At 74.1% G+C, this 21,297-nt stretch carries 21 protein-coding genes; 8 read left to right on the top strand and 13 right to left on the bottom strand.

Annotation, left to right across the window (positions count from 1 at the left end; translation table 11 throughout):
- The first annotated feature begins 7 nt into the window (after positions 1-7).
- Positions 8-1,168 (top strand): acyltransferase, encoded by a 1,161-nt coding sequence (locus OG295_RS17530; protein WP_266840185.1) that lies wholly within the window; start codon positions 8-10, stop codon positions 1,166-1,168.
- On the opposite strand, the gene OG295_RS17525 is transcribed toward OG295_RS17530, so the two are convergent.
- Complete coding sequence (locus OG295_RS17525; protein ID WP_371677709.1) at positions 1,122-1,928, bottom strand: hypothetical protein; 807 nt, start codon at positions 1,926-1,928, stop codon at positions 1,122-1,124. The genes OG295_RS17530 and OG295_RS17525 overlap by 47 nt on opposite strands.
- A 32-nt stretch (positions 1,929-1,960) precedes the next feature.
- Between OG295_RS17525 and OG295_RS17520 the strand changes: the two genes are divergently transcribed.
- Together OG295_RS17520 and OG295_RS17515 are read left to right on the top strand one after the other, a co-directional pair.
- Entirely contained in the window at positions 1,961-2,467 is a 507-nt protein-coding gene (locus OG295_RS17520) for an LURP-one-related/scramblase family protein (protein ID WP_371677708.1), read from the top strand.
- A 61-nt stretch (positions 2,468-2,528) separates the two neighbouring features.
- Positions 2,529-3,779: a cytochrome P450 gene (locus OG295_RS17515; RefSeq protein WP_266840191.1), complete on the top strand. Its 1,251-nt coding sequence runs from the start codon at positions 2,529-2,531 to the stop codon at positions 3,777-3,779.
- Between the two features lie 160 nt (positions 3,780-3,939).
- On the opposite strand, the gene OG295_RS17510 is transcribed toward OG295_RS17515, so the two are convergent.
- Together OG295_RS17510 and OG295_RS17505 are read right to left on the bottom strand one after the other, a co-directional pair.
- Positions 3,940-4,239, bottom strand: coding sequence for a hypothetical protein (locus OG295_RS17510; protein ID WP_266840193.1), 300 nt, complete (start codon positions 4,237-4,239; stop codon positions 3,940-3,942).
- A 28-nt stretch (positions 4,240-4,267) separates the two neighbouring features.
- A complete protein-coding gene (locus tag OG295_RS17505; RefSeq protein WP_266840195.1) occupies positions 4,268-5,080 on the bottom strand; it encodes a carbon-nitrogen family hydrolase in 813 nt (270 codons plus the stop codon).
- A gap of 138 nt (positions 5,081-5,218) precedes the next feature.
- Between OG295_RS17505 and OG295_RS17500 the strand changes: the two genes are divergently transcribed.
- The gene (locus tag OG295_RS17500; RefSeq protein WP_371677707.1) at positions 5,219-6,046 is read left to right on the top strand and encodes a maleylpyruvate isomerase family mycothiol-dependent enzyme; all 828 of its coding nucleotides are present in this window, start codon (positions 5,219-5,221) and stop codon (positions 6,044-6,046) included.
- 76 nt (positions 6,047-6,122) lie between these two features.
- Here OG295_RS17500 and OG295_RS17495 read toward each other — a convergent pair whose 3' ends face one another.
- From OG295_RS17495 to OG295_RS17470, 6 genes are all read right to left on the bottom strand, one after another.
- The gene (locus OG295_RS17495) at positions 6,123-7,451 is read right to left on the bottom strand and encodes an MFS transporter (RefSeq protein ID WP_266840199.1); all 1,329 of its coding nucleotides are present in this window, start codon (positions 7,449-7,451) and stop codon (positions 6,123-6,125) included.
- The gene (locus OG295_RS17490; RefSeq protein ID WP_266840201.1) at positions 7,448-8,107 is read right to left on the bottom strand and encodes a GntR family transcriptional regulator; all 660 of its coding nucleotides are present in this window, start codon (positions 8,105-8,107) and stop codon (positions 7,448-7,450) included. The genes OG295_RS17495 and OG295_RS17490 overlap by 4 nt, the downstream gene beginning before the upstream one ends.
- A gap of 94 nt (positions 8,108-8,201) precedes the next feature.
- The gene (locus OG295_RS17485) at positions 8,202-8,519 is read right to left on the bottom strand and encodes a protease inhibitor I42 family protein (RefSeq protein ID WP_371677706.1); all 318 of its coding nucleotides are present in this window, start codon (positions 8,517-8,519) and stop codon (positions 8,202-8,204) included.
- A gap of 12 nt (positions 8,520-8,531) precedes the next feature.
- The gene (locus tag OG295_RS17480; protein WP_371677705.1) at positions 8,532-10,505 is read right to left on the bottom strand and encodes a C1 family peptidase; all 1,974 of its coding nucleotides are present in this window, start codon (positions 10,503-10,505) and stop codon (positions 8,532-8,534) included.
- A gap of 171 nt (positions 10,506-10,676) precedes the next feature.
- Entirely contained in the window at positions 10,677-11,897 is a 1,221-nt protein-coding gene (locus OG295_RS17475; RefSeq protein WP_371677704.1) for an FAD-dependent monooxygenase, read from the bottom strand.
- 185 nt (positions 11,898-12,082) lie between these two features.
- Entirely contained in the window at positions 12,083-12,280 is a 198-nt protein-coding gene (locus tag OG295_RS17470; RefSeq protein ID WP_371677703.1) for a hypothetical protein, read from the bottom strand.
- A gap of 152 nt (positions 12,281-12,432) precedes the next feature.
- On the opposite strand from OG295_RS17470, the gene OG295_RS17465 reads away from it, so the two are divergent.
- The 3 genes from OG295_RS17465 to OG295_RS17455 all read left to right on the top strand — a co-directional run bounded on the left by OG295_RS17465 (position 12,433) and on the right by OG295_RS17455 (position 15,591).
- A complete protein-coding gene (locus OG295_RS17465) occupies positions 12,433-13,818 on the top strand; it encodes a hypothetical protein (RefSeq protein WP_371677702.1) in 1,386 nt (461 codons plus the stop codon).
- Between the two features lie 76 nt (positions 13,819-13,894).
- Positions 13,895-15,103, top strand: coding sequence for a DUF1266 domain-containing protein (locus OG295_RS17460; RefSeq protein WP_371677701.1), 1,209 nt, complete (start codon positions 13,895-13,897; stop codon positions 15,101-15,103).
- 74 nt (positions 15,104-15,177) lie between these two features.
- Positions 15,178-15,591 carry a PPOX class F420-dependent oxidoreductase gene (locus OG295_RS17455; protein ID WP_371677700.1) on the top strand — a complete coding sequence of 138 codons (414 nt, stop codon included), beginning with the start codon at positions 15,178-15,180 and terminating at the stop codon, positions 15,589-15,591.
- Here OG295_RS17455 and OG295_RS17450 read toward each other — a convergent pair.
- The gene (locus OG295_RS17450) at positions 15,588-17,009 is read right to left on the bottom strand and encodes a DHA2 family efflux MFS transporter permease subunit (RefSeq protein ID WP_371677699.1); all 1,422 of its coding nucleotides are present in this window, start codon (positions 17,007-17,009) and stop codon (positions 15,588-15,590) included. The genes OG295_RS17455 and OG295_RS17450 overlap by 4 nt on opposite strands.
- A 232-nt stretch (positions 17,010-17,241) precedes the next feature.
- On the opposite strand from OG295_RS17450, the gene OG295_RS17445 reads away from it, so the two are divergent.
- On the top strand, positions 17,242-17,976 hold the full coding sequence (locus OG295_RS17445) for a TetR/AcrR family transcriptional regulator (protein WP_371677698.1): 735 nt from the start codon (positions 17,242-17,244) through the stop codon (positions 17,974-17,976).
- On the opposite strand, the gene OG295_RS17440 is transcribed toward OG295_RS17445, so the two are convergent.
- The 3 genes from OG295_RS17440 to OG295_RS17430 all read right to left on the bottom strand — a co-directional run bounded on the left by OG295_RS17440 (position 17,950) and on the right by OG295_RS17430 (position 21,291).
- Complete coding sequence (locus OG295_RS17440; RefSeq protein ID WP_371677697.1) at positions 17,950-18,714, bottom strand: hypothetical protein; 765 nt, start codon at positions 18,712-18,714, stop codon at positions 17,950-17,952. The two genes, OG295_RS17445 and OG295_RS17440, sit on opposite strands and share 27 nt — an antisense overlap.
- A gap of 35 nt (positions 18,715-18,749) precedes the next feature.
- Positions 18,750-19,688, bottom strand: coding sequence for a GNAT family N-acetyltransferase (locus OG295_RS17435; RefSeq protein WP_371677696.1), 939 nt, complete (start codon positions 19,686-19,688; stop codon positions 18,750-18,752).
- A gap of 130 nt (positions 19,689-19,818) precedes the next feature.
- Complete coding sequence (locus OG295_RS17430; protein WP_371677695.1) at positions 19,819-21,291, bottom strand: dihydrolipoamide acetyltransferase family protein; 1,473 nt, start codon at positions 21,289-21,291, stop codon at positions 19,819-19,821.
- Positions 21,292-21,297 lie beyond the last annotated feature (6 nt).

The following is a 21,297-nucleotide window of genomic DNA, read 5'->3' as shown; positions in this document are numbered from 1 at the left end:
TCGGGCCGTGGCGACGACAGAGCTGATATCCGGAACCGGCCCCGACGGGCAAGTGGCCGAAAGGGAGCGGGCCGCGCCCGTGCCCCTGCCCTCGCTCACCGGGCTGCGGTGGACCGCCGCGCTGATGGTGTTCCTCTACCACGTGCACATCGTGGAGTACTTCGGCGGGCGCGCCCAGGACCTCGTCACCTTCGCCTTCGGCGCGGGCAACAGCGGGGTGTCGTTCTTCTTCGTCCTCTCCGGTTTCGTCCTCGCCTGGTCCTCCGCCACGGCCCCCACGGGCCGGCGGATCCTGACGTTCTACCGGCGCCGGTTCGCCCGCGTGTACCCGCTGCACCTGGTCACCGTCGTCTTCGCGCTGGTCATGGCCGTGGTGTTCGCGCCGGACACGAAGCAGGGGCTGCGGCCGCTCGCCGCGAACCTGGCGCTCGTGCAGTCCTGGGTGCTGGAGATCCCCTACTTCCAGGGCCTGAACCCGGTCAGCTGGTCCCTGGCCTGCGAGGCGTTCTTCTACCTCTGCTTCCCGCTGCTGCTCTGGCCGCTGCGCCGCCTCGGCCCGCGCTCCGCCCGGGTGGTCGCCGGGCTCGCGCTCGCCGTCGTGGTGGCGGTCCCGACCGTCTGGGACCTCACCGGCGTTCCCGACGGCACGGTCTGGGCGCAGTACTTCTTCCCGCTCGTGCGGCTCCCCGAGTTCGTCCTCGGCATCGCCGTCGCCGAACTCGTGCGCTGCGGCCGCTGGCGCGGCCCGGGGCTGACGGCCTCCCTCGCCCTGGCCCTGGGCGGCTACTTCCTCAACTACCAGGCCGACTACGCCTTCCGCTCCGTCGCCTGCACCGTCGTCGGCTTCACCTGCCTGATCGCCGCCGCCGCGCAGGCCGACCTGAAGGGCGAGCCCTCGCCCTGGCGGGGCCGGATCAGCGTGAAGCTGGGCGAGGTCTCCTTCGCCTTCTACATGGTCCACATCCTGGTGATCCGGACCGGCGAGCACCTCTTCGGCGGCCACCCGAAGCTGCCCCTGTGGGACGGCGGCCTGCTGGTGCTCGCCCTCGCCTTCTCGGTGTCCCTGGCCCTGGCCTGGGCCCTGCACACCTGGGTGGAGGTCCCCGGACGGCGGCTCCTGCTCAGGCGGTGGCGAGGAACGAGCGCAGCGAGCCGGCCAGCGCCGTGACGAAGGACTCCCGGACCGGTTCCGGGAGCAGCTCCAGCGACAGGTAGGGGTTGAGGTCCTCCAGTTCGACGAGGAGCAGATCGCCGGAGGGGGCGCGGCAGGCGTCCACGCGCTGGATCCCGTGCGCGAGGGTGTTCCAGTCGATGAAGCGGCGGGCGAATTCCAGGTCGGCGGGGGTGGGCTCGTAGACCGTGAGCTCCCAGCGGCGCTCGGGGTCCGGGGCGCACAGGGCGTACTGGAAGGCGTCGTCGACGAAGTAGAAGGACACCTCGTAGGCGAAGTCGATGCGCGGCTGGATCAGGATCTCCCCCGCCGGTCCGGACGGCTCGGCGGTGAAGGTGAGGCCGATGGAGTCGGCGCCCCGCTTGGGCTTGACCGCGTACGAGGGGACGCGCGGCAGCAGGTGCAGGTCGGCCGGGTCGTCGATGGTGGGGATCACCGGGTACCCGGCGGCGGTCAGGTCGAGGAGGTACTGCTTCCCGGCCATGTCGGCGCGGCCGGTGAGCGGGTTGTAGACGCGGGTTCCGGTGGCGAGCGCGGTGGCGCGGAAGGCGTCGTAGGCCTGCTGGTAGTGCAGGACCGGGCCGCTGTTGCGGACGATCACGGCGTCGAAGCCGGGCATCAGGGCCGCGGCGTCCAGCGGGTGGCACAGGGCCAGCGGGAAGTGCTCGCGCAGGCGGGCGGTGAGGAATATGTCCTCGTCGCCGTAGCGGCGGCCGCGGGCCGGGTACGCCAGGTCGGTCACGTAGAGAAGAGGCATGGCGGCAACCTATCGCGGGCAACGATCAGCGCATGAAATACCTCGTACGGGACAAACTGCTGGCCATCGGGGACGACTACTGGATCGAGGACGAGGACGGCCGGCACGCCTTCCTCGTCGACGGGAAGGCGCTGCGCTTCCGCGACACCCTGGAGCTGAAGGACCGCGACGGCCGGATCCTGATCACCCTGCGGGCGAAGCTGTTCTCGCTGCGCGACGCGATGACCCTGGAACGGGACGAGCTGCGGCTCGCGGTGATCCGCCGCAAGCGGCTCTCCCTGCTGCGCAACCACTTCCTGGTGACCCTGGCCGACGGCACGGAACTCGACGTCAGCGGGCGGATCCTGGACCGCGAGTTCAAGGTCGAGTACGACGGCGAGCTGCTCGCGCTGATCTCCCGCCAGTGGTACCGGATCCGGGAGACCTACGCCGTCGACGTGGTCCGGGAGGACGCGGATCCGGCGCTGCTCATCGCGGTCGCCGTGTGCGTGATCCGGATGGCCGAAAAGGAGCGGGAGGGCCCGGACCCCGAAGGGTGAGGCGGCCTTTCCGCGGGGACGCTCCGGACCACGGGGGACCACCCGTCACCAGGAGGCGACCATGGCGACCCTGCCGGAGCGCGGCGACGACCGCGGGTACCAGCTGCTGACCCCCGACTTCTTCCGCGACCCGTATCCCGTCTACGCGCGGATGCGGGAAGCGGACCCCGTCCACTTCCACGCCCCGCTGAACGCCTGGCTGCTGAGCCGCTACGAGGACGTCGACTTCCTGCTGCGCGACCGGCGCACCTCCGCCGACCGGGTCGGCCCGCTGCTCGCCGAGGCCCCGCGGGAGTTACGCGGGGAGGCGGCGCTGCTGGGCCGGTTCCTGGGCGACTGGATGATCTTCGCCGACGCGCCGGAACACACCCGGCTGCGGGCGCTGATGACCCGCACGTTCTCGGCGCGCAGCATCGCGGGGCTGCGCGACTTCACCGCGCGCACCTGCGCCGGGCTGCTGGACGCGGCCGCCGCGAAGGGGGAGTTCGATCTGATCGCGGAGGTGGCGATGGCGCTGCCGCTGCGGGTCATCGGGCACGTCCTGGGCATCCGGCCGCAGGACCTGGACGACTTCCGGCAGTGGTCGGCGGACCTGATGGCCGTGCCGATGATGAGCGGGGAGCCGCGGCAGCGGTACGCGCGGGCGGTCGCCGCCGTCCACTGCCTGGAGGAGCTGTGCGGGGAACTGATCGCGCGGCGGCGGGGCCGGCCGGTCGCCGACCTGCTGGGGCACCTGGTCGCCGCCGAGGTCGACGGGCAGTCGCTGACCGACGAGGAACTCGTGGCGTGCTGCGCGCTGCTCGTGATCGCCGGGCACGAGACCACCGCCTGTGCCATCGCCAACGCGGTGCTCGCGCTGCTGGAGCACCCCGACCAGCTGGCGGCGCTGCGCGTGGACCCGGCTCGGCGGGTGGGGCCGGCCTTCGAGGAGTCGCTGCGGTGGAACAGCCTGTCGGGGTGGATGGGCCGGACCACCACCGCCGACGTGGCGGTGCGGGGCCGGCTGATCCCGGCGGGCAGCCTGGTCTTCGGGCTGACCGGCTCCGCGAACCGGGACGAGCGGGCCTACGAGCACCCCGACCGCTTCGACATCGGCCGGCCGGTGGCCGCGACCCGGCGCCACCTCACCTTCGGGCACGGGCTGCACATGTGCCTGGGCGCGGCGCTGGCCCGGATGGAGGCGGGGGTGTGCCTGGAGCAGCTGGTGACGCGGCTGCCGGGCCTGCGCCTGGCGGTGCCGGCCCCGGAGCTGGAGTGGCTCCAGGGCCTGGCCCTGCGCGGCCCGGCGGCCCTTCCGGTGCGGGTCGGCTAGGGGGTGTCTGACGGATGTCCGTGGGGAAGGAGCGGCGCCCGGTGCGTGCTCTCGGCGTGCCGACCGGAAGCCCGCGTACTGGACGTACTTGAGCTTTCGGTCGGTGCGGCGAGAGTGCGTGCCGGGCGTCGCGACGCCGCGGAGATCCGTCAGACACCCCCTAGGCCGTCCTGGGCCCGTCGTGGTGGGAGCGGGCGGTGAGCTGGCCCTGGACGTAGGGGTCGGAGGCCGGGGAGTAGGGGCCTCCGTGGGCCACGAGGTGCTCCTCGATGCGCTGCCACTCCGCCACGGCGGCCGGGTCCGCCCCGGCCGCGCGGGCGGCCTCCAGGGCGTCGCGCGCCTCGGCGTGGGCCATGCCCGTGGCCTCGGCACGGATCCGGTCGCGCGCCGCGCGCTCACCGGGGCCGGGCTCGTGCGGCTCGGCCACGGCCTGGACGGCGGATTCGTCGGGGTGGGTCATGCGGTTCTGCTGCCCCGTCCGCGGCGGATCATGAGCTGCGGCCGGAAGCCCCGCCGGGGGTGCGCAGGCCCAGCATCCGGTCCTTCAGCGCCGGGAACTGCTCCCGGGTCGCGGCCACCTTCTCCGGGTCGAGGTCGACGGTGAGCACGTCCTCGCCCGGTCCCGCCTCGGCCAGGACCTCGCCCCACGGGTCCACCACCAGGCTGTGCCCCGACTGCTCGACGCCCGCGTGGGTGCCGGCCAGCGCGCAGGCGAGGACGTACGACTGGTCCTCGACGGCCCGTGCGCGGTTCAGCAGCGTCCAGTGGGCGCGGCGCCGGGCCGGCCAGCCCGCCGAGACCACCATGGTCGTGGCGCCCGCGTCGACCAGGCCCCGGAACAGCTCGGGGAAGCGCAGGTCGTAGCAGGTGGCCAGGCCCAGGGTCTGTTCCGGCAGGGTCACCGTGGTCAGCGAGTCCCCGGGCGACATCAGCACCGCCTCGCCCTGGTCGAAGCCGAAGCGGTGGATCTTGCGGTAGGTCGCGGCGAGCTCGCCCGCCGGGGACAGTACGAGCGCGGTGTTGTAGAGCGAGCCGTCGCCCGCGCGCTCGACGACCGAGCCCGCGTGCAGCCAGACCCCGGCGTCCCGTGCCGCCTTGGACATCGCCTCGTACGTCGGGCCGTCCAGCGGCTCCGCCTCGGTCTCGAACTGCTCGTAGGCGAAGGCCCCGACCGTCCACAGTTCGGGCAGCACCACGAGATCGGAGCCGCTCTGCTCCCGGACGAGTTCGGCGGCCCTCGACCGCCGGGAAGCCACCGACTCCCCCTCATTCACCGCGATTTGGATCAGCGAGGCGCGCACAGTACCACCGTCCTGGCCTATCGGCCGTCAACTCGGGCCTACGATCGTCACACGAAAGCACTGCCGGGGTGCTCATCGGCAGCGTAGTTTTGGGCATAGTCCACAACGCGCCACTGAAACTGCACGCGAGGGGTCCCGTTGACCGTCCATCCCAGCCTTGAGCCCTATGCCGACGCGTGGACGCATTCCATCGAGGCGATATCCGAGCTGGTGCGCCCGCTGGCCGAGTCCGACTGGAACCGGGCGACCCCCTGCCCCGGCTGGTCCGTCCGCGACGTCGTGTCCCACATCATCGGCATCGAGTGCGAGCAGCTCGGGGACCCCCGGCCGATCCACACCCTGCCGCGCGATCTCCGCCACGTGGTGGACGAGTTCACCCGGTACATGGAGGTGCAGGTTGACGTCCGGCGCCACCACACCGCGCCGGAGATGACCTCGGAGCTGGAGTACACGGTCATCCGGCGTCAGCGCCAGCTGCGCAACGAGAAGCGGGATCCGGCCACCACGATGGCGCGGGGTCCGCTCGGCGACCAGGTGACGCTGGAGTTCGCGCTGCGGCTGCGGGCGTTCGACGTCTGGATCCACGAGCAGGACCTGCGGGCCGCGCTGGGCGTGCCCGGCAACTGGGACTCGCCGGGCGCGTACGTGGCGCGGGACCTCCTCCTCGCCGGGCTGGCGAAGGTGGTCGCGAAGGGGGCGGGCGCGCCCCCCAACTCGGCCGTGGTGCTGGACGTGCACGGGGCGCTGGAGTTCATGCGGACCGTACGGGTGGACGCGACGGGCCGGGCCACCGTGGAGGAGACGCCCTCGCTGGGCCCGGCCGTGACGCTGGGCATGGACTGGGAGACCTACGTACGGCTCGCCGCGGGCCGGGTGCGGCCGCGCGCGGTCGCCGACCGGGTGAAGGTGGAGGGCGACGCGGAGCTGGGCGACGCGATCCTGGCGGCCTTCGCGGTGACTCCGTAGCGGACACCGCAGCCCGCCCCGCGACCCACCCCGCGACCCACCCCGCAGCGCACTGCTCCGCGTCTCCCGGCGGCGCTCAGGCCGTGGCCGGGGCCGGCGCCGGGTCGCCGTGGGAGGCGACCGGTGCGGGGGCCCGGCGGTCCCGTTCGCGGGCCAGGGCCCGGCCGCGCAGGCTCAGGATCCGGGACACGCCGAGGGCCTGGAGGACGAACACCGAGGAGAAGGCGATCCGGTAGTCGTCGCCGGTGGCGTCGAGCAGGACGCCGACCGCCAGCAGGGTGGTCATCGAGGCGAGGAAGCCGCCCATGTTGGTGATCCCGGACGCGGTGCCCTGGCGCTCGGGCGGGTTGGCGGGCCGGGCGAAGTCGAAGCCGATCATCGAGGCGGGTCCACAGGTGCCGAGCACCACGCACAGGGCGACGAGCAGCCACATCGGCGCCCGGTCCCCCGGGTGGACGAGTACGGCGCCCCACAGCGTGGCGGTGGTCCCCACGGTGGCCAGGGCCAGCGGGATCCGGGAGGACTGGAAGCGGCCCACGATCTGGCCGTAGAGCAGTCCGAAGCCCATGTTGGAGGCGACCACCAGGGTGAGCAGCCCGCCCGCGGTGGTCCGGGACAGCCCCTGTGCCTCGACGAGGAACGGCATCCCCCACAGCAGCAGGAACACCATCGCCGGGAACTGGGTGGTGAAGTGCACCCACAGCCCGAGCTTCGTGCCGGGCTCCCGCCAGGAGTCGGCGATCTGGCGCCGCACGAAGCCGCCGGAGCCGCCGGAGCCGCCCGCGCCCCGGGCCGGGTCGGCCGCCGGCCCGTACCCCTCGGGGTGGTCCCGCAGGAAGAGCACCAGCGGCACCAGCACCACGAGCCCGGCGGCCGCGCTGCCCGCGAAGGCGGGCACCCAGCCGAGGCCGTGCAGGACGGGTGCCAGCACGAGGGTGGAGACGAGGTTGCCCGCCATCCCCACCAGCCCGGCCAGTTGTGCCATCAGCGGCCCGCGCCGGGCGGGGAACCAGCGGGTGCCCAGCCGCAGGACGGAGATGAAGGTCATGGCGTCGCCGCAGCCGAGCAGGGCGCGCGCGGCCAGCGCCGTCCCGTAGGACGGGGACAGTGCGAAGCCGACCTGTCCGGCGGTGAAGAGGACGGCGCCGAGGGTGAGGACCTTCTTGGTGCCGAGCCGGTCCACCATCAGGCCGACGGGTATCTGCATGCCGGCGTAGACCAGCAGCTGGAGGAGGGAGAACGCGGCCAGCGCGGAGGCGTTGACGTGGAAGCGGTCGGCGGCGTCGAGTCCGGCGACGCCGAGGCTGGTGCGGAAGATGACGGCGACGAAGTAGACGGCGACGCCGATCGACCAGACGGCCACGGCCTTCCGCCCGCCCGGCGGGTCCTGGGGCAGCCCGCTCATCGGCCCGCCCCCCGCACCAGCGCCTCGACCCGCCCGACGTGCCCGCGTACGGCGGCCGCGGCGGTGTCGGCGTCGCCGGCGCGCAGGGCGTCCAGGATCTCGGCGTGCTCGGCGAGGGTCAGCTCCACCCGGTCGGGGTGCGCGTGCAGCAGGGCCACGCCCATCCGCAGCTGGCGGTCGCGGAGCTGGTCGTAGAGCCGGGACAGGATCTGGTTGCCGGCGTGGCGGACGATCTCGGCGTGGAAGCCCCGGTCGGCGGCCATCAGCGCGGGCAGGTCCCCCGCGGCGGCGTGCCGGCGCTGTTCCTCGACCAGTTCCGCGAGCCGCTCCAGCAGGGCGGGGGGCGCGGGCACGGCCCTGCGGACGGTGAACTCCTCGACCAGCAGCCGCGTTTCGATGACGTCGGCGATCTCCTGTGCGGAGACCGGCAGCACCAGGGCGCCCTTCTTCGGGTACAGCTTCAGGAGGCCCTCGGTCTCCAGCCGCAGCAGCGCCTCGCGGACGGGCGTGCGGGAGACGCCGACGGCCTCGGCGAGCTCCCCTTCCGTGAGCAGCACCCCGCCCTCGTAGCGGCGGTCCAGGACGCCCTGCTTGACGTGGCGGTAGACGCGGTCGGCGGCGGGCGGGGAGGCGGGAGAGGCCGGGGAGGGGGGCATGCGCACAGGATAGATACATCATGGATGCGTGCGGCCGTACGTCCGCCATCCGGACGGCTCACCGCCCACCGCCGCAACGCCCCCCACTCACCGCTCACCGCTTGCCGTGGACCTCGACCTCCAGCAGGAGTTCGTCGTACGGGGCCTCCTGCGGGTACGGCGGCCTGATCTGTGCGAACCGGATACGGGCCCGCGCCCCGGGCCGGCGGCCCCGGAGCGTGTACGCCCGCTCGACGGCCTCCCCGGGCAGGGGACCGCGCTCCGCGCCGGGCCCGGCGTCCGCCACCGCGACCGTGACGGCGTCCTCGTCCCCCGTCACCTGCCAGGTCCACACGTAGCCGCGCGCCCCCCGGCCCGGCAGCCGCAGGGTGTACGTCTCGCCCGGCCCCAGCCCGATCCGGCGCACCTCCACCCGCAGCCCCTCTCATGCCGGGCCGATGACCGGCCCCTCGTGCCAGCCGGCACCGTCGCGCCAGTAGTGCTGGAGCAGGCGGTCGGTGCGCAGGACCACGACTTCCAGGTTGAACCCGAAGCTGCCCTGGAGCATCCCGGTGACGGTGAGCACGTCGTGCCCGAAGACGCCACCGCGGGCCCAGGCGGCGCCCGAGGCGTTCCCGCGCCACCAGTGCTCGACGCGGCCGTCCGCGCGGGCCGCGCACAGTTCGTAGTTCCCGGCGGTGTCCTCGTCCGCGGCCCCGTACTGGGCCTCGACCATGCAGGGCGCCGAGGTGATCCCGCCGCCGAAGACCTCGCCGGGGCGCCAGACGAAGCCGTTGGGGTCGTCGCGCCACCACAGTTGCATCGTGCCGTCCGTACGGGCCGCCACCAGGTCCAGGTGGCGGCTGCGGGTCTGTACCAGGGCGGGGCCGTAGTGGGCGATCCCGGAGGCGAAGCGGCCGCCGTCGTTCCAGGTCCAGGGGGCGCCGTTGATCCGCCACCAGTGGTTCAGGCGGCCGTCGGCGGTGCGCACGACCACCTCGAAGTTGCCCGGCGCGCCGTAGTCGCTCTGGATGAACCCGGGCGTCGAGCCGAGCGCCGCGTCCCCGGGGCCGAAGGCGCCGCCGTCGCGCCAGACGCCGACGGACTGCTCGTAGTACCAGTGGCGCAGCCGGCCGCCCGTGGTGACGTGCAGGGACTCCATGTTCCGGTTGTAGGTGGAGCCGGTGAAGGCGGGCTGGCCGCCGGCGTCGCCCGCGAAGGCCGCCCCCCGGGACCAGGCGAAGGGGGCGTCGCCCTCGCGCCACCAGTGCTGGAGCCGGCCGCCGCCCGCCGCCGCGGCCATCTCGAAGTTGCGGTGGGCCCGGCCGTTGCCGCTCTCGTAGACGCTGCCCGCGTGCAGGCGGCGCTTGCTCCAGGGGTCGATGTTGGTGCCGCGCAGTCCGCACTTGGCCCAGTAGTCGATGTTGACCTCGCCGTAGGCGATCCGGCCGTACCCGCCGACGTGGTAGCCGGTCCCCCAGGAGTTCTTGAACAGCCAGCAGCCGGCCGCGTCGTCGTAGCCGACGACCAGCACGCAGTGGCCGCCCGCGAGCCGGTCGCTGGTGCGGTGGTAGACGCCGGAGCCGAGCCCGAAGAAGTCGTCGTAGACGTCGAAGCAGGCGGTGAGCGGGCCGACCGTGTCCAGCCACGCCTTCTGCTGCTCCACGTCCCCCAGACGGACGTAGTCGGTGATCCGCACGGTCCGGCCCGAGCGGTCCCAGCTGGGCGTGTACTCGGCCCTCCAGGCGTCGCGCCGCTCGGCGGGCAGTCCGGGGGGCGGGGGGCTGTAGGGCCAGCAGTCCGGGTCGGCGAGGCCGCCGTTGGCGCGGATCCAGTCGAGGGCGGTCTCCGGGTTGCCGCCCTGCCCGCAGGTGGACTTGAGCCCGTCGTGGACGTCCCCCTCGGACCGCTCCGCCCACACGTCGTGCTCGATCCGGGCCATCGACTCGACGAGACCCGCCGCGCCGAAGGCCCAGCAGGACCCGCAGGGGTTCTGGTCCTTCACCTTCGTCAGCCAGGGCCAGCCCCAGCGGGACCGCCAGTCCACGGCGACGGGCCGGCCGGCCATCACGCCGGCCATCACGCCCGCCGTCGCGCCCGCCGCCGTGTCCACCGCCGTGTCCGCGTCCGTTCCGGCGGCGGTGCCCGCGCCGCCGTCCGCGCCGCCGTCCGGGAGCAGGCCGTGCGCGGCCCGGCGCCGGGTCAGGTGCGGATTGCCGCTGGGGTGGCCGATCAGCTCCCTCAGGTCCACGGTCCCGGCCTCCGCGGCCGGGGTCAGGTTCACCCCCGGTTCCAGACCGAGCGCCGGGCGCGGCACCGGATCCCCGTCGGCCAGGTGCTCGCTCACCGACCACCGCGCCCCCCGCGCCACGAGCTGCGCCCGCAGCTCCCCGGCCGTCTGGACAGACTCCCCCGGCATACCGCCCCCAGCTGCAACCGCCCCGTTCGTGAGCCCGGGGAGCGTCTCCCCGTCGCCGGACCGCGTCAAGGGGGTCCGCGCGGTCGCGCGGAGGCACGGGGGTCGTACGGGTGCGGGGGCGTACGGCTGCGGGGGCCGTACCGGTGCGGGGAGGCCCGGCGACGGGTGCGGCTACGGGGTCAGCGCCTGGCCCCCGATCCCCGCGGCCCCCGCCAGCTGTGCCTGCCACCACGCCGCCACCTCGTCGCGGCTCATCTCCGCCCACGGCGGCGTCCGCTCCACCTGTGCCCGGCCCAGCCGGCGGGCGAGGGCGACGAGGTCGCGGCCGGCCGGGCCCCGGGCGGCCTGGTAGGCGCCCAGCAGCTCCTCCCAGGAGTCCGCCCGGCGCCACGCGGCGGCGAACGCGGTCGCGTCCTGGAGCGCCTTGGCGGCGCCGCTGGTGTTGTGGGGGCGCACCACGGTGGCCGCGTCACCGGCGAGCAGGAGCCGCCCGGCGGTGGTGCGCGCGGTCTCCAGGTCGTAGATCGGCTGCACGAAGGTGTCCGCCGGGTCGGTCAGCGCGAGCGCCCGGCCCCAGTACGGCGGGAACTCCCGCTCCAGGAGCTCCCGCAGGTGTCCCGACAGCTCCGGGGTCAGCGCGCCCGGCGGGAAGCTGGTCGGGTCGTCGTAGCGCAGGGCGCCGTCCTGCGGCGGCGGGGCGTAGAGCACCCAGTTCACCCGGGGTCCGTCCGGACCGGGGATCCGGTAGATCACGCAGCTCCCGCCCGCGAAGCAGACGGTGGTGACGGCCTCGGGGTGCGGGTCGGTGCCCCCGCCGTCGGGCTCCGGCAGCCGGGCCGCGTCGAAGTTGCCGCGCCAGCACACGTACCCGGCGTAGTGCGGCCGGGACCCCGGGCAGACCGCCTCGCGGACCACGGAGCGGTAGCCGTCCGCCCCGACGGCCAGGTCGTAGCGCTCGGCGGAGCCGTCGGCGGTCCGCACCTCGGCGGCGCCGCCCGCGTCCGCGGCCACGCCCGCCACCGTCACGCCCTGCCGGTAGCGCACCCGGTCGGGAGTGGCCGCGCGCAGCCCGCGCCACAGCAGCCCCCAGTGGTACGAGTGGAAGGGGAAGGGCTGCTCCCAGATCAGCCGGCCGCCCTGCGCGCCGGGCTCCCGCACCACCCACCGGCGCCGCTCCAGCCGGTGCGCGGGGATCCCCGCGGGCAGCGCCCCGGCCGCGGCCAGTTCGGCGGCCCGGTCGTCGTGGACGCAGAGCCCCAGGCCCCGGTCCGCGAGCCGGCCGCGCGTGCGCTCCAGTACGACGACCTCGTCCGCCCCCGCCCGCACCGCCGCGGCGGCGAACGCGCACCCCGCGATGCTCCCGCCGACGACCGCTACCGTTCCGCCCCGCATGTCCGTCTCCCGCCGTAGGCCTTCCGGGCCCGTCACCCTACTGAGCGGACCCGCCGCGCGGAGCCGGAACGGCCGTGTCAGGGACGAGGGCCACCGATCGGTGCCCCGCCCGACCCCGCCGCGGCGCACAGCCCGACTCCCGTGCGGCACAGAGGGATTGACCGGCCCGAAGGGGACGACCGCGTTCAGGCGACGGGCTCCTTGTTGTACGTGCCGCCGATGCAGACCCACTGACCGGTGGCGGAGTCGTACTCCACGCTGCCGCCGGCGGACACGCACGTCTGAGCGTCGACGGCGGGCACGGCGGCCTGGGCGGCGGGGCCCATGAGGCCGAGCACGGCCACGGCGGCGGCAGCGGCGACGGGGAACCCGAGCTTTCGCATACGCACAGGCATGGGCATGGGCATGGGCATGGGCATGGCGAGTCTCCTCCGGGAGCGGTCCTGTGACACGCACCCCTTTCCATTACACGGCAGGCTCCTTCGGAGTGCCCACTCCGCGAGCGTTCACCCAAGTCCGGCCCCACACTGGTGCCATGGAGAACAACCCCACGGTCGTCGTGGGGCCGCCGGACGGCCTGGGCTTGCGGAAGGTCACCGTCGACGGCAAGACCGCTGGCAAGGCGCGGTCTCCCAGAGAACTGCGGAAACTGCTTTGCCGTGCCCGTCTGCCCTTCGACCCGGACATCCAGTGGCGCGGCGGCGACAGCACGGTCTGGCCGAACAGATCGTGGCTGCGCGCGCTGAACGGCACGGCGATGGCACTCTGCCTCCTGACGACCGCGATCGTGCTCGCCAAAATAGGCATGGCGGACTTCTTCAGCGCCCTGACCTATGCCGGGCGCATCGCCGGAGCCACCTTCCTGGTCGCCGCCGCGATAGAGGTGATCGGCATCGCCGCCGCTTTCGACTACTGGACCAAGCGGCGGGTGGGATATTCGGGAGCGGTCGTGTTCTTCGCCGCCGCGATCTCCCTCATCGCGAACATGTCGCTCCTCCTGGTGCAGATAGGCGGCCGGGTGTACACCCGCTACCTCTGGCTCTGGATCGTCCTCATCGTCTGGGCCTCCTGGTCTCTGTACACGCTCGCCCGCTCCCAGGCGTGGGCGGGACTCCAGCACCCCAAGCGCATCGCCATCGGGGCGGTCGTCTCCACCGTCCTGGCCGTCACCAACCTGACGTACTCGCAGTTCTACGTGCCGTACACGGCGTCGCCGCTGGTCGAGACCGCGGCCGAGTTCCGGCCACCGAGCCTGAACAAGGACGGGACGGTCATGTACCTCCCGGTCCACCTCTCGGTGAAGAACGCCGGCCGCGTCGCCGTCTACGTCCTCGGCAGCATCTACTGGATCCACGGCAAACCCGTCGGCAACCCGGACTACAGCCTCATCCAACCCGGCGAGTTCATCGCACCGCCGGGCCGGGCCCTGAACCCGGGCGAGGAATTCTCGGGCGACGAGGTGGTGAAGATCACCAACCCCCGGAAATCCGATTTCGAGACGATCCGCGCGCAGACCGAGATGTACGTGATCAGGGCCGACAGGATGACCATCACCGCCGATTACGAGAACTCCAAGAAATACGCCGGCGGACTCGCGAAAGAAGGAAAGGACAAAGACCCGGAAGGCCCGCCCGGGGACTACTTCCGCTATCAGGCCGAGATCTCCAACAGCAATGAGATCCTCAATGTGACCCGGGGCCGTCAGCGCGTGACGCTGTGGTGGATGTACCGGGGCTCCTGGCCGTACATCTACGTGAACGTGGCCCCGCCGGGCGTACGGAAGGCCTTCGACCCCCGCCACCCCGACGCGAACAAGGCGGTCATCGACCGGTACGGCCTCGAACGCGTCCGCGGCTCGATGGCCCAGACCCCGTACGTGCAACTCCTGGACAAGGCCGAGGCCGAACACTCCGCGAAATAGAAGGCGTCCCCGGACGGCGAGCGCCGGCGCGACCGCCCTGGGAAGCCCCGGGGGCTCCCCTATAGGGTCGGGCGGTATGGATGGCTGGACGGCGCCGAGCGCGATCGAGAGAGAGCTGTACGAGGCGAAGTCCCGCGGGGACTGGCCGGCCTTCCTGGACGCCCTCGCCCGCGCCGAGCTGTTCCTCCCCCAGCACCGCGCCGCCGTCGACGCCGATCCGCGGCAGGCCCGTTTCCACCCCGCCCCCGGCGGGGCGAGCCTGGCCGTCTACACCCGGGGCATGCTGCCCGCTCCCGACGAGCACACCGTGTACCTGCGCCAGAGCCTCGCCTGGTTCGCGAATGCCTGGGACGACCGGGATCCCGCCTACCTCGCCGTGAACCCCGGCTGCCCCGCCGAGGCCTACCTCACCACCCGCCCCGAGGACCGCGCCCGCTGGCGCGCGCACTGGGACGCCGCCTCCTCGTGGGGCCTGGCCGAAGGCGCCGTGCACGCCCTGCACACCGGCGGGCCGCTGCACGGCCCGGTCGCGCACGGGCTGGCCGTCGGCGCGCACCTCGCCGTCGCCAACGGGGAGTTCTGGAACGCCCTCGCCCAGCACGGCAACGGCTACACCCGCGAGCGCGAGCGGATGCGCAAGTGGTGGGGCGTCACCGACGGCGCGGGCTGGCTGGAGGCCCTGCGGCAGCTGCAGAACGCCGACGCCGTCAGCCCCGTCTGGGAGTACGCGCTGCGCGTGCGCCGCGTCCTCGCCTCCGACTTCGCCGGGCCCGTCGACGTGGAGCACTGGCGGCACGCCGCCGAGACCAGCCTGCGCCGGGGCGCCGAACGCTCCGCCGAGCCGCAGCTCACCCCCGAAGGGGTCACCGTCGTCGAGCCGCGCCCCGCCGCCGAGGTCGAGGGCGAGATCGCCGGGGTGCGCCGGCTCATCGGCCGGATCGCCCGCTACGAGCAGCGCTTCCGGGCCGACGGGCTGCTCCCGCCGGACGGCTGGGTGCGCTCCGTGGAGGGCTGGGACCACGGGCGGGCCTCCCAGATGGCCCGCTGGGGCGTCGCCACCCGCTACGGCACCCTGGAGGACGCCGAGCGGGGCGTGCTCCGCGCCGGCGAGGCGGCCCGCGGGGCCTACCGCTCCTGGGCGGACTTCTCCGCCGGGTACTCCCTCGGCCGGTGCCTGCACTTCGACGAGGAGGAGTTCGGGGACTGGTACACCTCCTCGCTCGCCACCCACCTGACGCTGACCACCGACCCGGCCAGTCCCTGGCTCAACATCCCCTGGCACTGAGCGACTTCGGGTAGTCCCGGCGCCGCACGCCAGGGCGGGCCCCGGCCGCTCCGGCGCCGACTAGGCTCCCGCGCATGACGATTGCGCTGAACGACACCGTTCGACAGCTCCTCGACTCCCCGCACCCGGCGGTGCTCTCCACCATCGACCCCGACGGCAGTCCGCAGAGTTCGGTGGTCTGGGTGACCCGGGACGGCGACGACGTCCTGATCTCCACCGAGCGGGGCCGGCGCAAGGAGCGCAACGCGGTCCGCGACGGACGGGTCGGCCTGACCGTCTTCGACCTGGCCAACCCGTACCTCTACGCTGAGATCCGCGGCACCGTGACCGTCACCGAGGACACCGGCCGCGCGGTCGCCGTCCGCATCGCCGAGGAGTACCTCGGCCCGGGCGCCGGCAAGGAGTACGGGGACACGGGGGACGGCGCGGTACGGGTGGTCCTGCGCCTCACCCCGTCCAAGGTCCTCGGCAACGCCGCGAAGGCCTAGGCGGCCTGGTCCCGCCGCCCCCCCGGCAGGCGCAGCGCCGGCCACAGGGACAGCGCGATCAGTCCCGCCGCCACCGCGTACGCGGTGCGGAAGCCGGCCGGGTTGGTGCCCGCCGCGCCCAGGACCACGGACGTGAGGGCCGTCCCGACCGAGGCGCACAGCTGGGAGTTGATGCTGAGGGCCGTGCTCGCCGCCGCCATGCGCGCGGCGGGCAGGTCCCGGCCGGCGGTGGTCATCGTCGGCATGAGCACCATCCCGGCGCCGACGCCCATCAGCATCAGCGAGCCCACGACCTGCCCGCCCGGCACCCCCGACGCACCGGTCCGCAGGCCGGCGAGGAGCATGCCGAGGGCCGCGACCGCCACCCCCACGGGGATCAGCCGCCGCGGGGCGACCTCGTCGACGCGCCGGGAAGCGATCTGCATGGTCACCCCGACCGCGAGGCCGACGGGCGCCACCAGCAGCCCCGCCGCGCTCGCGCTCAGCCCGCGCGCCTGCTGCCAGTACACCGGGGCCAGCAGCATGGAGCCGAAGTAGCCGCAGGTGAACGGGGCGAGCGTGCAGATGGCGGAGGCGAAGGTGCGGTCGCGCAGCAGCCGCAGGTCCAGCAGCGGCTCCGGCACGCGCAGCGCGCGCCGTGCGAAGGCCGCGACGAGAACGGCGCCGCCCAGCAGGGGCAGCAGCACCCCGGGGGAGCCGAAACCGCCGCTCCCGCCGCCCCGGGACAGCCCGTACAGGAGCAGTGCGAGACCGGGGGAGAGGCTCAGCAGTCCGGGGACGTCGAGCCGCGGCGGAGCCGCCGCGCCCAGGGGGGAGTCCGGGCGCAGCAGCCTCGCCGCGAGAATGAGGGCGACCGCTCCGACGGGCAGGTTGACGAGGAAGATCCACTGCCAGGAGGCGGCGTCGATCAGCCAGCCGCCCAGCATCGGTCCGGCCACGGGGCCGACGAGCACGGGCAGCCCCAGGAGGGCCATCGCCCGCCCGAGCCGGTCGCGGTCGGCGGCCCGCATCACCATCGTCATGCCGACCGGCATCAGCAGTCCGCCGCCCAGGCCCTGGACGGCGCGGAAGGCGATCAGGCTGCCGGCGCTCCACGCGCACGCGGCGAGCAGGGAGCCGAGGGTGAACAGGGACAGGGCCGTGAGGTAGGTGCGCTTCGCGCCGATCCGGCCCGTCGCCCAGGCCGATGTCGGGATGACGGCGGCCAGGGCCAGGGTGTAGGCGGTGGCGGTCCACTGGACGGTCTCCAGCGGGGCTCCGAAGGACTGGGAGAGCCTGTCGAGGGCCACGTTGACGATGGTCATGTCGAGGACGGACATGACGGCGCCGGTGATCACGACGGTGAGGATGCGCCCGAGCTGCCCGGGCGCGGCCCCTAACGCCGCCGGCGAGTCCTCGGCGGTGGGTGCGGTCGGCATCGTGCGGTGGCCTTCAGACCGCGTACGGGCGGACCGCGCGGGCGGGGCCGTGGACGACGGCGGCGCGCGGGGGCGTCCCGGTGGCGGTTTCGGCAGCAGACATGACTGACTGTCCCCCTCTGGAGAACCGGGCGGTTGGTTTGCACCTCTGGGCTGCCAGTAAGCTACAACGCACGTTGTAAAAAGCACAACGACCGTTGTAGAGAACGGCGCGAGCGGCGATGGAGGAGCGATGGAGGAGGAAGCCCCGGGCGGCGGCCCGGAGGGGACGGCGGACGCGCTCCCGCCCCGGAAGCTGGCCAGGCGGATCGCGATCGCGCGCGCCGCCTGCACGGTGTTCGGCCGCGAGGGGTACGCGCGCGCCTCCGTCGACGCCCTCGCCGCCGCGGCCGGCGTCTCGACGCGGACGCTCTACAACCACTTCCCCGGAGGCAAGTCGGAGCTCTTCCGGGCCGTCGTGACCTGGAGCTCGGGCGAGGTGCGGGACGCCCACGTGGCCACCGTGCGCACCCTGCTGGACCCCGGGCGCCCGCCCCACCCGGACAACCTGGAACGGGACCTGGCCGCCCTGGTCCGGGCACTGATCGACGTGATGGTGAAGCACCCCGACCACTTCGCGCTCGTGCGCCACATCCACGCCGAGGCCGACCACGTACCGTCCGAGGTGCTGGCGGCCTGGAAGTCCGCGGGCCCCGGACCGGTCGGGGACGCCCTCGCGGCCGCCCTGGCGGGCCTCGCGGAGGCGGGGCTGATCGACGTGCACGGCGACGCGGAGCTGGCGGGCGCCCACCTCACGGCGCTGACCTCCGGCTCCGTCGCACAGCTCTCGCACTACGGGGTCCTGCCCCTGTCCGAGGCCCGGACCGACCGCCTCGTCCGGGGCGGCGTCGCGGCCTTCCTCCGTGCCTACCGGGCCCGCCGGGGGCCCGCCACGGGTGCTTCAGGGCAGCTGTCCGCCGACCTGTGACCAGGCGTCCACCGACGCGGCCAGCGGGTCCCCGGGCGCCAGGTGGGGGCGGGCGGCGCCCGTCCACCGCAGGAGGTTCCTGATCAGCCTCAGGTGCACGATCCGCTCCCGGGGCAGCGCGCGCCAGTCCCGGGCCCGTGCGGCCGCCTCCGCCGGGGTGAGGTCGATCAGCGCGAGCGCCTCCCGGCACAGCACGGCCGGGTCCCCGCCCGGTCCGGGCCCGAACTCCCGGATCAGGTAGCTCCGTACGAAGGCCAGGTCGATCCCCCGCAGCATGTCCGGGGCGCCCTCGGCCCGCGCGCAGCGGTACACCGCCGCCACCGCCAGCCGGCCCCAGCGCAGCCGCACCGCGTCCGGCAGCGTGTCGTCCCGCATCCCGCCCACCGCGAGGGCGCGCAGGGTCCGCGGAAGGGGCTCGTCCCCCAGCGGGGGCCCGGTGGCCAGCCAGGCCTCCAGTTCCGCCAGGGCGTGCCCGTCGGGCGGTACGGAGGTCAGCACCTGGCCCCGGCCGAGCAGCGCCACCCCGGCCCCCGCCAGGCGGACCCGTGCCGTGTGCCCGGCGTCGAGGGCGTCGACCGGGCGGCCGTGGCGCTCCACGCGGCGCAGCCCGAGCCGCGACGGCCCGGCGGCGTAGACCTGCCCGGACCGGGCGACGCCGCCGAGGCACCGTACGAGGCACACGCCGCCCGTGACGTCGGCCTCCTCGACGGAGTACACCTGCAACTCGGTGATGGGCACCCCGGCCCCCCTTCCCGGTGCGGGAGGTTACCGCGTCACACCATCGCCGGCTCCTCCAGGACGAGACGGATCTCGGTGACCTCGTAGCCGGCCCGGTCGAAGGCGGCGGCCATCGGGACGTTGACGGTGTCGGTGGTCGCGGTGATCCGCCCCGCGCCGTCGGCGGCGTGGAAGCGGGTGATCTCGCCGAGGACCTCGTCGATGAGGCCCTTGCCGCGCTGCTCCGGGACGACGCCGAGGTAGCCGACGTTGCGGTGGTAGGGGGTCGCGGAGGGGATGGCCATGCCGGCGAGGGTGCCGTCGGGCAGGTGGGCCAGGCGCCACCAGGAGCGCTCGCCGGGGCAGTCGAGGTAGAAGGCGAAGTCGTCCTTGGCGAACTCCTCCTCCGTCATCACGGCCAGTTCCTGCCGGGTGTTCACGTCGAGGCTGCCCCGGGACAGCCTGGCGAAGACGTCGAGGAACTCCTCGTCGGTGCCCTCGCGGAAGACCAGGCGTCCGGTGGGTGCGGCGGTCCCTGCGGCCGGGGTCCACTCGTAGCGCAGGCGCTCGACCTCCTGCCGCAGGCCGGCCCGCCGCGCGGCTTCCCGCCGCCAGGCGACCGCCGGGGCCAGCGCCGGGTCGGACCGCCAGTCGCGGGGCAGCGAGATGTTGTAGCCCGGGGCCTTGCCGAAGGCGGCGTGGCCGGCTTCCAGGAGGCCCGCGGCGAGGCCGGCCGGGTCGGCCACGCCCTCGCGGACCTGGAGGCAGTCGAGCACGACGGGCCGCTCGCTGTCGGCGCGCCCCCACCACAGGGCGCGGGCGAGCAGTTCCCCGTCCTCGTCCTCGGCGGACCAGATCCACTCGGGACGGATCCGGTCCGCGGCGAGCTCCTCGCGGATCCGCTCGGCGGTCAGGGCGGCGACGGGGCCGTCGGCCCGGTAGGCGACGGCGCGGTCGAGGGCGGTGGGGTCCGTGGTGGCGGCGCGAAAGATCACCCGGCGATGATCACACGCCTCGAAGCCGCTGACCAGGCATTTCGGCTGCGTGGAAGCGGAACGCGAGGGGCCGGTACCGCGCACGTGTGTGCGCCGTACCGGCCCCTCGGAAGGCGTGCCGCGAAAGCCGTTACGACCAGGTGATCAGCCGGCGCGGGTGCTCCAGGACGGCCGCGATGTCGGCCAGGAAGCGGGATCCGAGCTCGCCGTCGATCAGACGGTGGTCGAACGACAGCGCCAGGGTGGTGACCTGGCGGGCCTTCACCTTGCCCTTGTGGACCCACGGCTGGAGCTTGATCGCGCCGACCGCGAGGATCGCGGACTCGCCCGGGTTCAGGATGGGTGTACCGGTGTCGACGCCGAAGACGCCGACGTTGGTGATGGTGATGGTGCCGTTCTGCATGTCGGCCGGTGAGGTCTTGCCGTCGCGGGCCGTGGCGACCAGCCCGGACAGGGCCGTCGACAGCTCGCCGAGGGTCTTGGCGTGCGCGTCCTTGATGTTCGGGACGATCAGCCCGCGCGGGGTGGCCGCCGCGATGCCCAGGTTGACGTAGTGCTTGAGCACGATCTCCTGGGCCGCCTCGTCCCAGGACGCGTTGACGTCCGGGTTGCGGCGGATCGCGACGAGCACGGCCTTCGCGATCAGGAGCAGCGGGTTGATCCGCAGGCCCTGGAGGTCCGGGTCGTCCTTGAGTTCCTGGACCAGCTTCATCGTCCGGGTCACGTCGAGCGTGATGAACTCGGTGACGTGCGGAGCGGTGAACGCGGAGTTGACCATCGCCTGGGCCGTGACCTTGCGGACGCCCTTGACCGGGATCCGGGTCTCCCGCGCCGAGGCCTCCACGGCCTGCGGTACGGGTACGGGCGCTTCGGCGGCCGGAGCCGCGGCGGCGACCGGAGCCGCAGCGACGGCCGCGGGCGCCGGGGCGATCGCGGCGGCAGCGGCGGCGTGCACGTCCTCGCGGGTCACGACGCCGCCGTCACCGGTGGGGACCACCGCGGCCAGGTCGATGCCGAGGTCCTTGGCGAGCTTGCGCACCGGCGGCTTGGCCAGCGGGCGCTCCCCGTCGGGCTGCGCCGGGACGGCGACGGCCGGAGCGGCCGGGGCCGCCGGGGCGACCGGGGCCGCGCTGCCGTTCCGCGGGGCCACGGCGGGCGCCGGGGCGCCGGTGCCGTTGGCCGCGGGCGCACCCGCGGCCGCCTTGCGCGGGCGGCGCTTGGTGGAGGCCGTGGAGACCCCGTAGCCGACCAGAACCGGCTGGCGCCCCTCGGGGGCCGCCTCCTCCTCGGCGGCGACGGCGGCGACCGGGGCCGCCTCGACCGGGGCCGCCTCGGCGGTACCGCCCGCGTCGCCCGCACCACCGGCCGTCTCGACGGAGATGATGACCTGGCCGACGTCGACCGTCACGCCCTCCTCGAAGAGCAGCGCGTGCACCACCCCGTCGAAGGGGATCGGCAGCTCCACGGCCGCCTTCGCGGTCTCGACCTCGCAGACGACCTGCCCGTCGGTGACGGTGTCACCCGGCTGGACGTACCACTTGAGGATCTCGGCCTCGGTCAGGCCCTCGCCCACGTCGGGCATCTTGAATTCGCGGATCGTCATGGCAGG

It is taken from the genome of Streptomyces sp. NBC_01276 (genome assembly GCF_041435355.1).
In the GTDB taxonomy this organism is placed as follows: Bacteria; Actinomycetota; Actinomycetes; order Streptomycetales; family Streptomycetaceae; genus Streptomyces.
The sequence above is the reverse complement of the archived record's forward strand: the minus strand, read 5'-3'. Positions and strand labels throughout refer to the sequence as shown.

Coding starts and splice junctions, on each gene's coding strand:
- OG295_RS17480 (WP_371677705.1), bottom strand. CDS start 10,505: ATGCCGGGGGAGTCTGTCCAGACGGCCGGGGAGCTGCGGGCGCAGCTC.
- OG295_RS17445 (WP_371677698.1), top strand. CDS start 17,242: ATGGAGGAGGAAGCCCCGGGCGGCGGCCCGGAGGGGACGGCGGACGCG.
- OG295_RS17520 (WP_371677708.1), top strand. CDS start 1,961: ATGAAATACCTCGTACGGGACAAACTGCTGGCCATCGGGGACGACTAC.
- OG295_RS17510 (WP_266840193.1), bottom strand. CDS start 4,239: ATGACCCACCCCGACGAATCCGCCGTCCAGGCCGTGGCCGAGCCGCAC.
- OG295_RS17460 (WP_371677701.1), top strand. CDS start 13,895: ATGGATGGCTGGACGGCGCCGAGCGCGATCGAGAGAGAGCTGTACGAG.
- OG295_RS17475 (WP_371677704.1), bottom strand. CDS start 11,897: ATGCGGGGCGGAACGGTAGCGGTCGTCGGCGGGAGCATCGCGGGGTGC.
- OG295_RS17495 (WP_266840199.1), bottom strand. CDS start 7,451: ATGAGCGGGCTGCCCCAGGACCCGCCGGGCGGGCGGAAGGCCGTGGCC.
- OG295_RS17525 (WP_371677709.1), bottom strand. CDS start 1,928: ATGCCTCTTCTCTACGTGACCGACCTGGCGTACCCGGCCCGCGGCCGC.
- OG295_RS17430 (WP_371677695.1), bottom strand. CDS start 21,291: ATGACGATCCGCGAATTCAAGATGCCCGACGTGGGCGAGGGCCTGACC.
- OG295_RS17465 (WP_371677702.1), top strand. CDS start 12,433: ATGGAGAACAACCCCACGGTCGTCGTGGGGCCGCCGGACGGCCTGGGC.
- OG295_RS17490 (WP_266840201.1), bottom strand. CDS start 8,107: ATGCCCCCCTCCCCGGCCTCTCCCGCCTCCCCGCCCGCCGCCGACCGC.
- OG295_RS17450 (WP_371677699.1), bottom strand. CDS start 17,009: ATGCCGACCGCACCCACCGCCGAGGACTCGCCGGCGGCGTTAGGGGCC.
- OG295_RS17455 (WP_371677700.1), top strand. CDS start 15,178: ATGACGATTGCGCTGAACGACACCGTTCGACAGCTCCTCGACTCCCCG.
- OG295_RS17515 (WP_266840191.1), top strand. CDS start 2,529: ATGGCGACCCTGCCGGAGCGCGGCGACGACCGCGGGTACCAGCTGCTG.
- OG295_RS17470 (WP_371677703.1), bottom strand. CDS start 12,280: ATGCGAAAGCTCGGGTTCCCCGTCGCCGCTGCCGCCGCCGTGGCCGTG.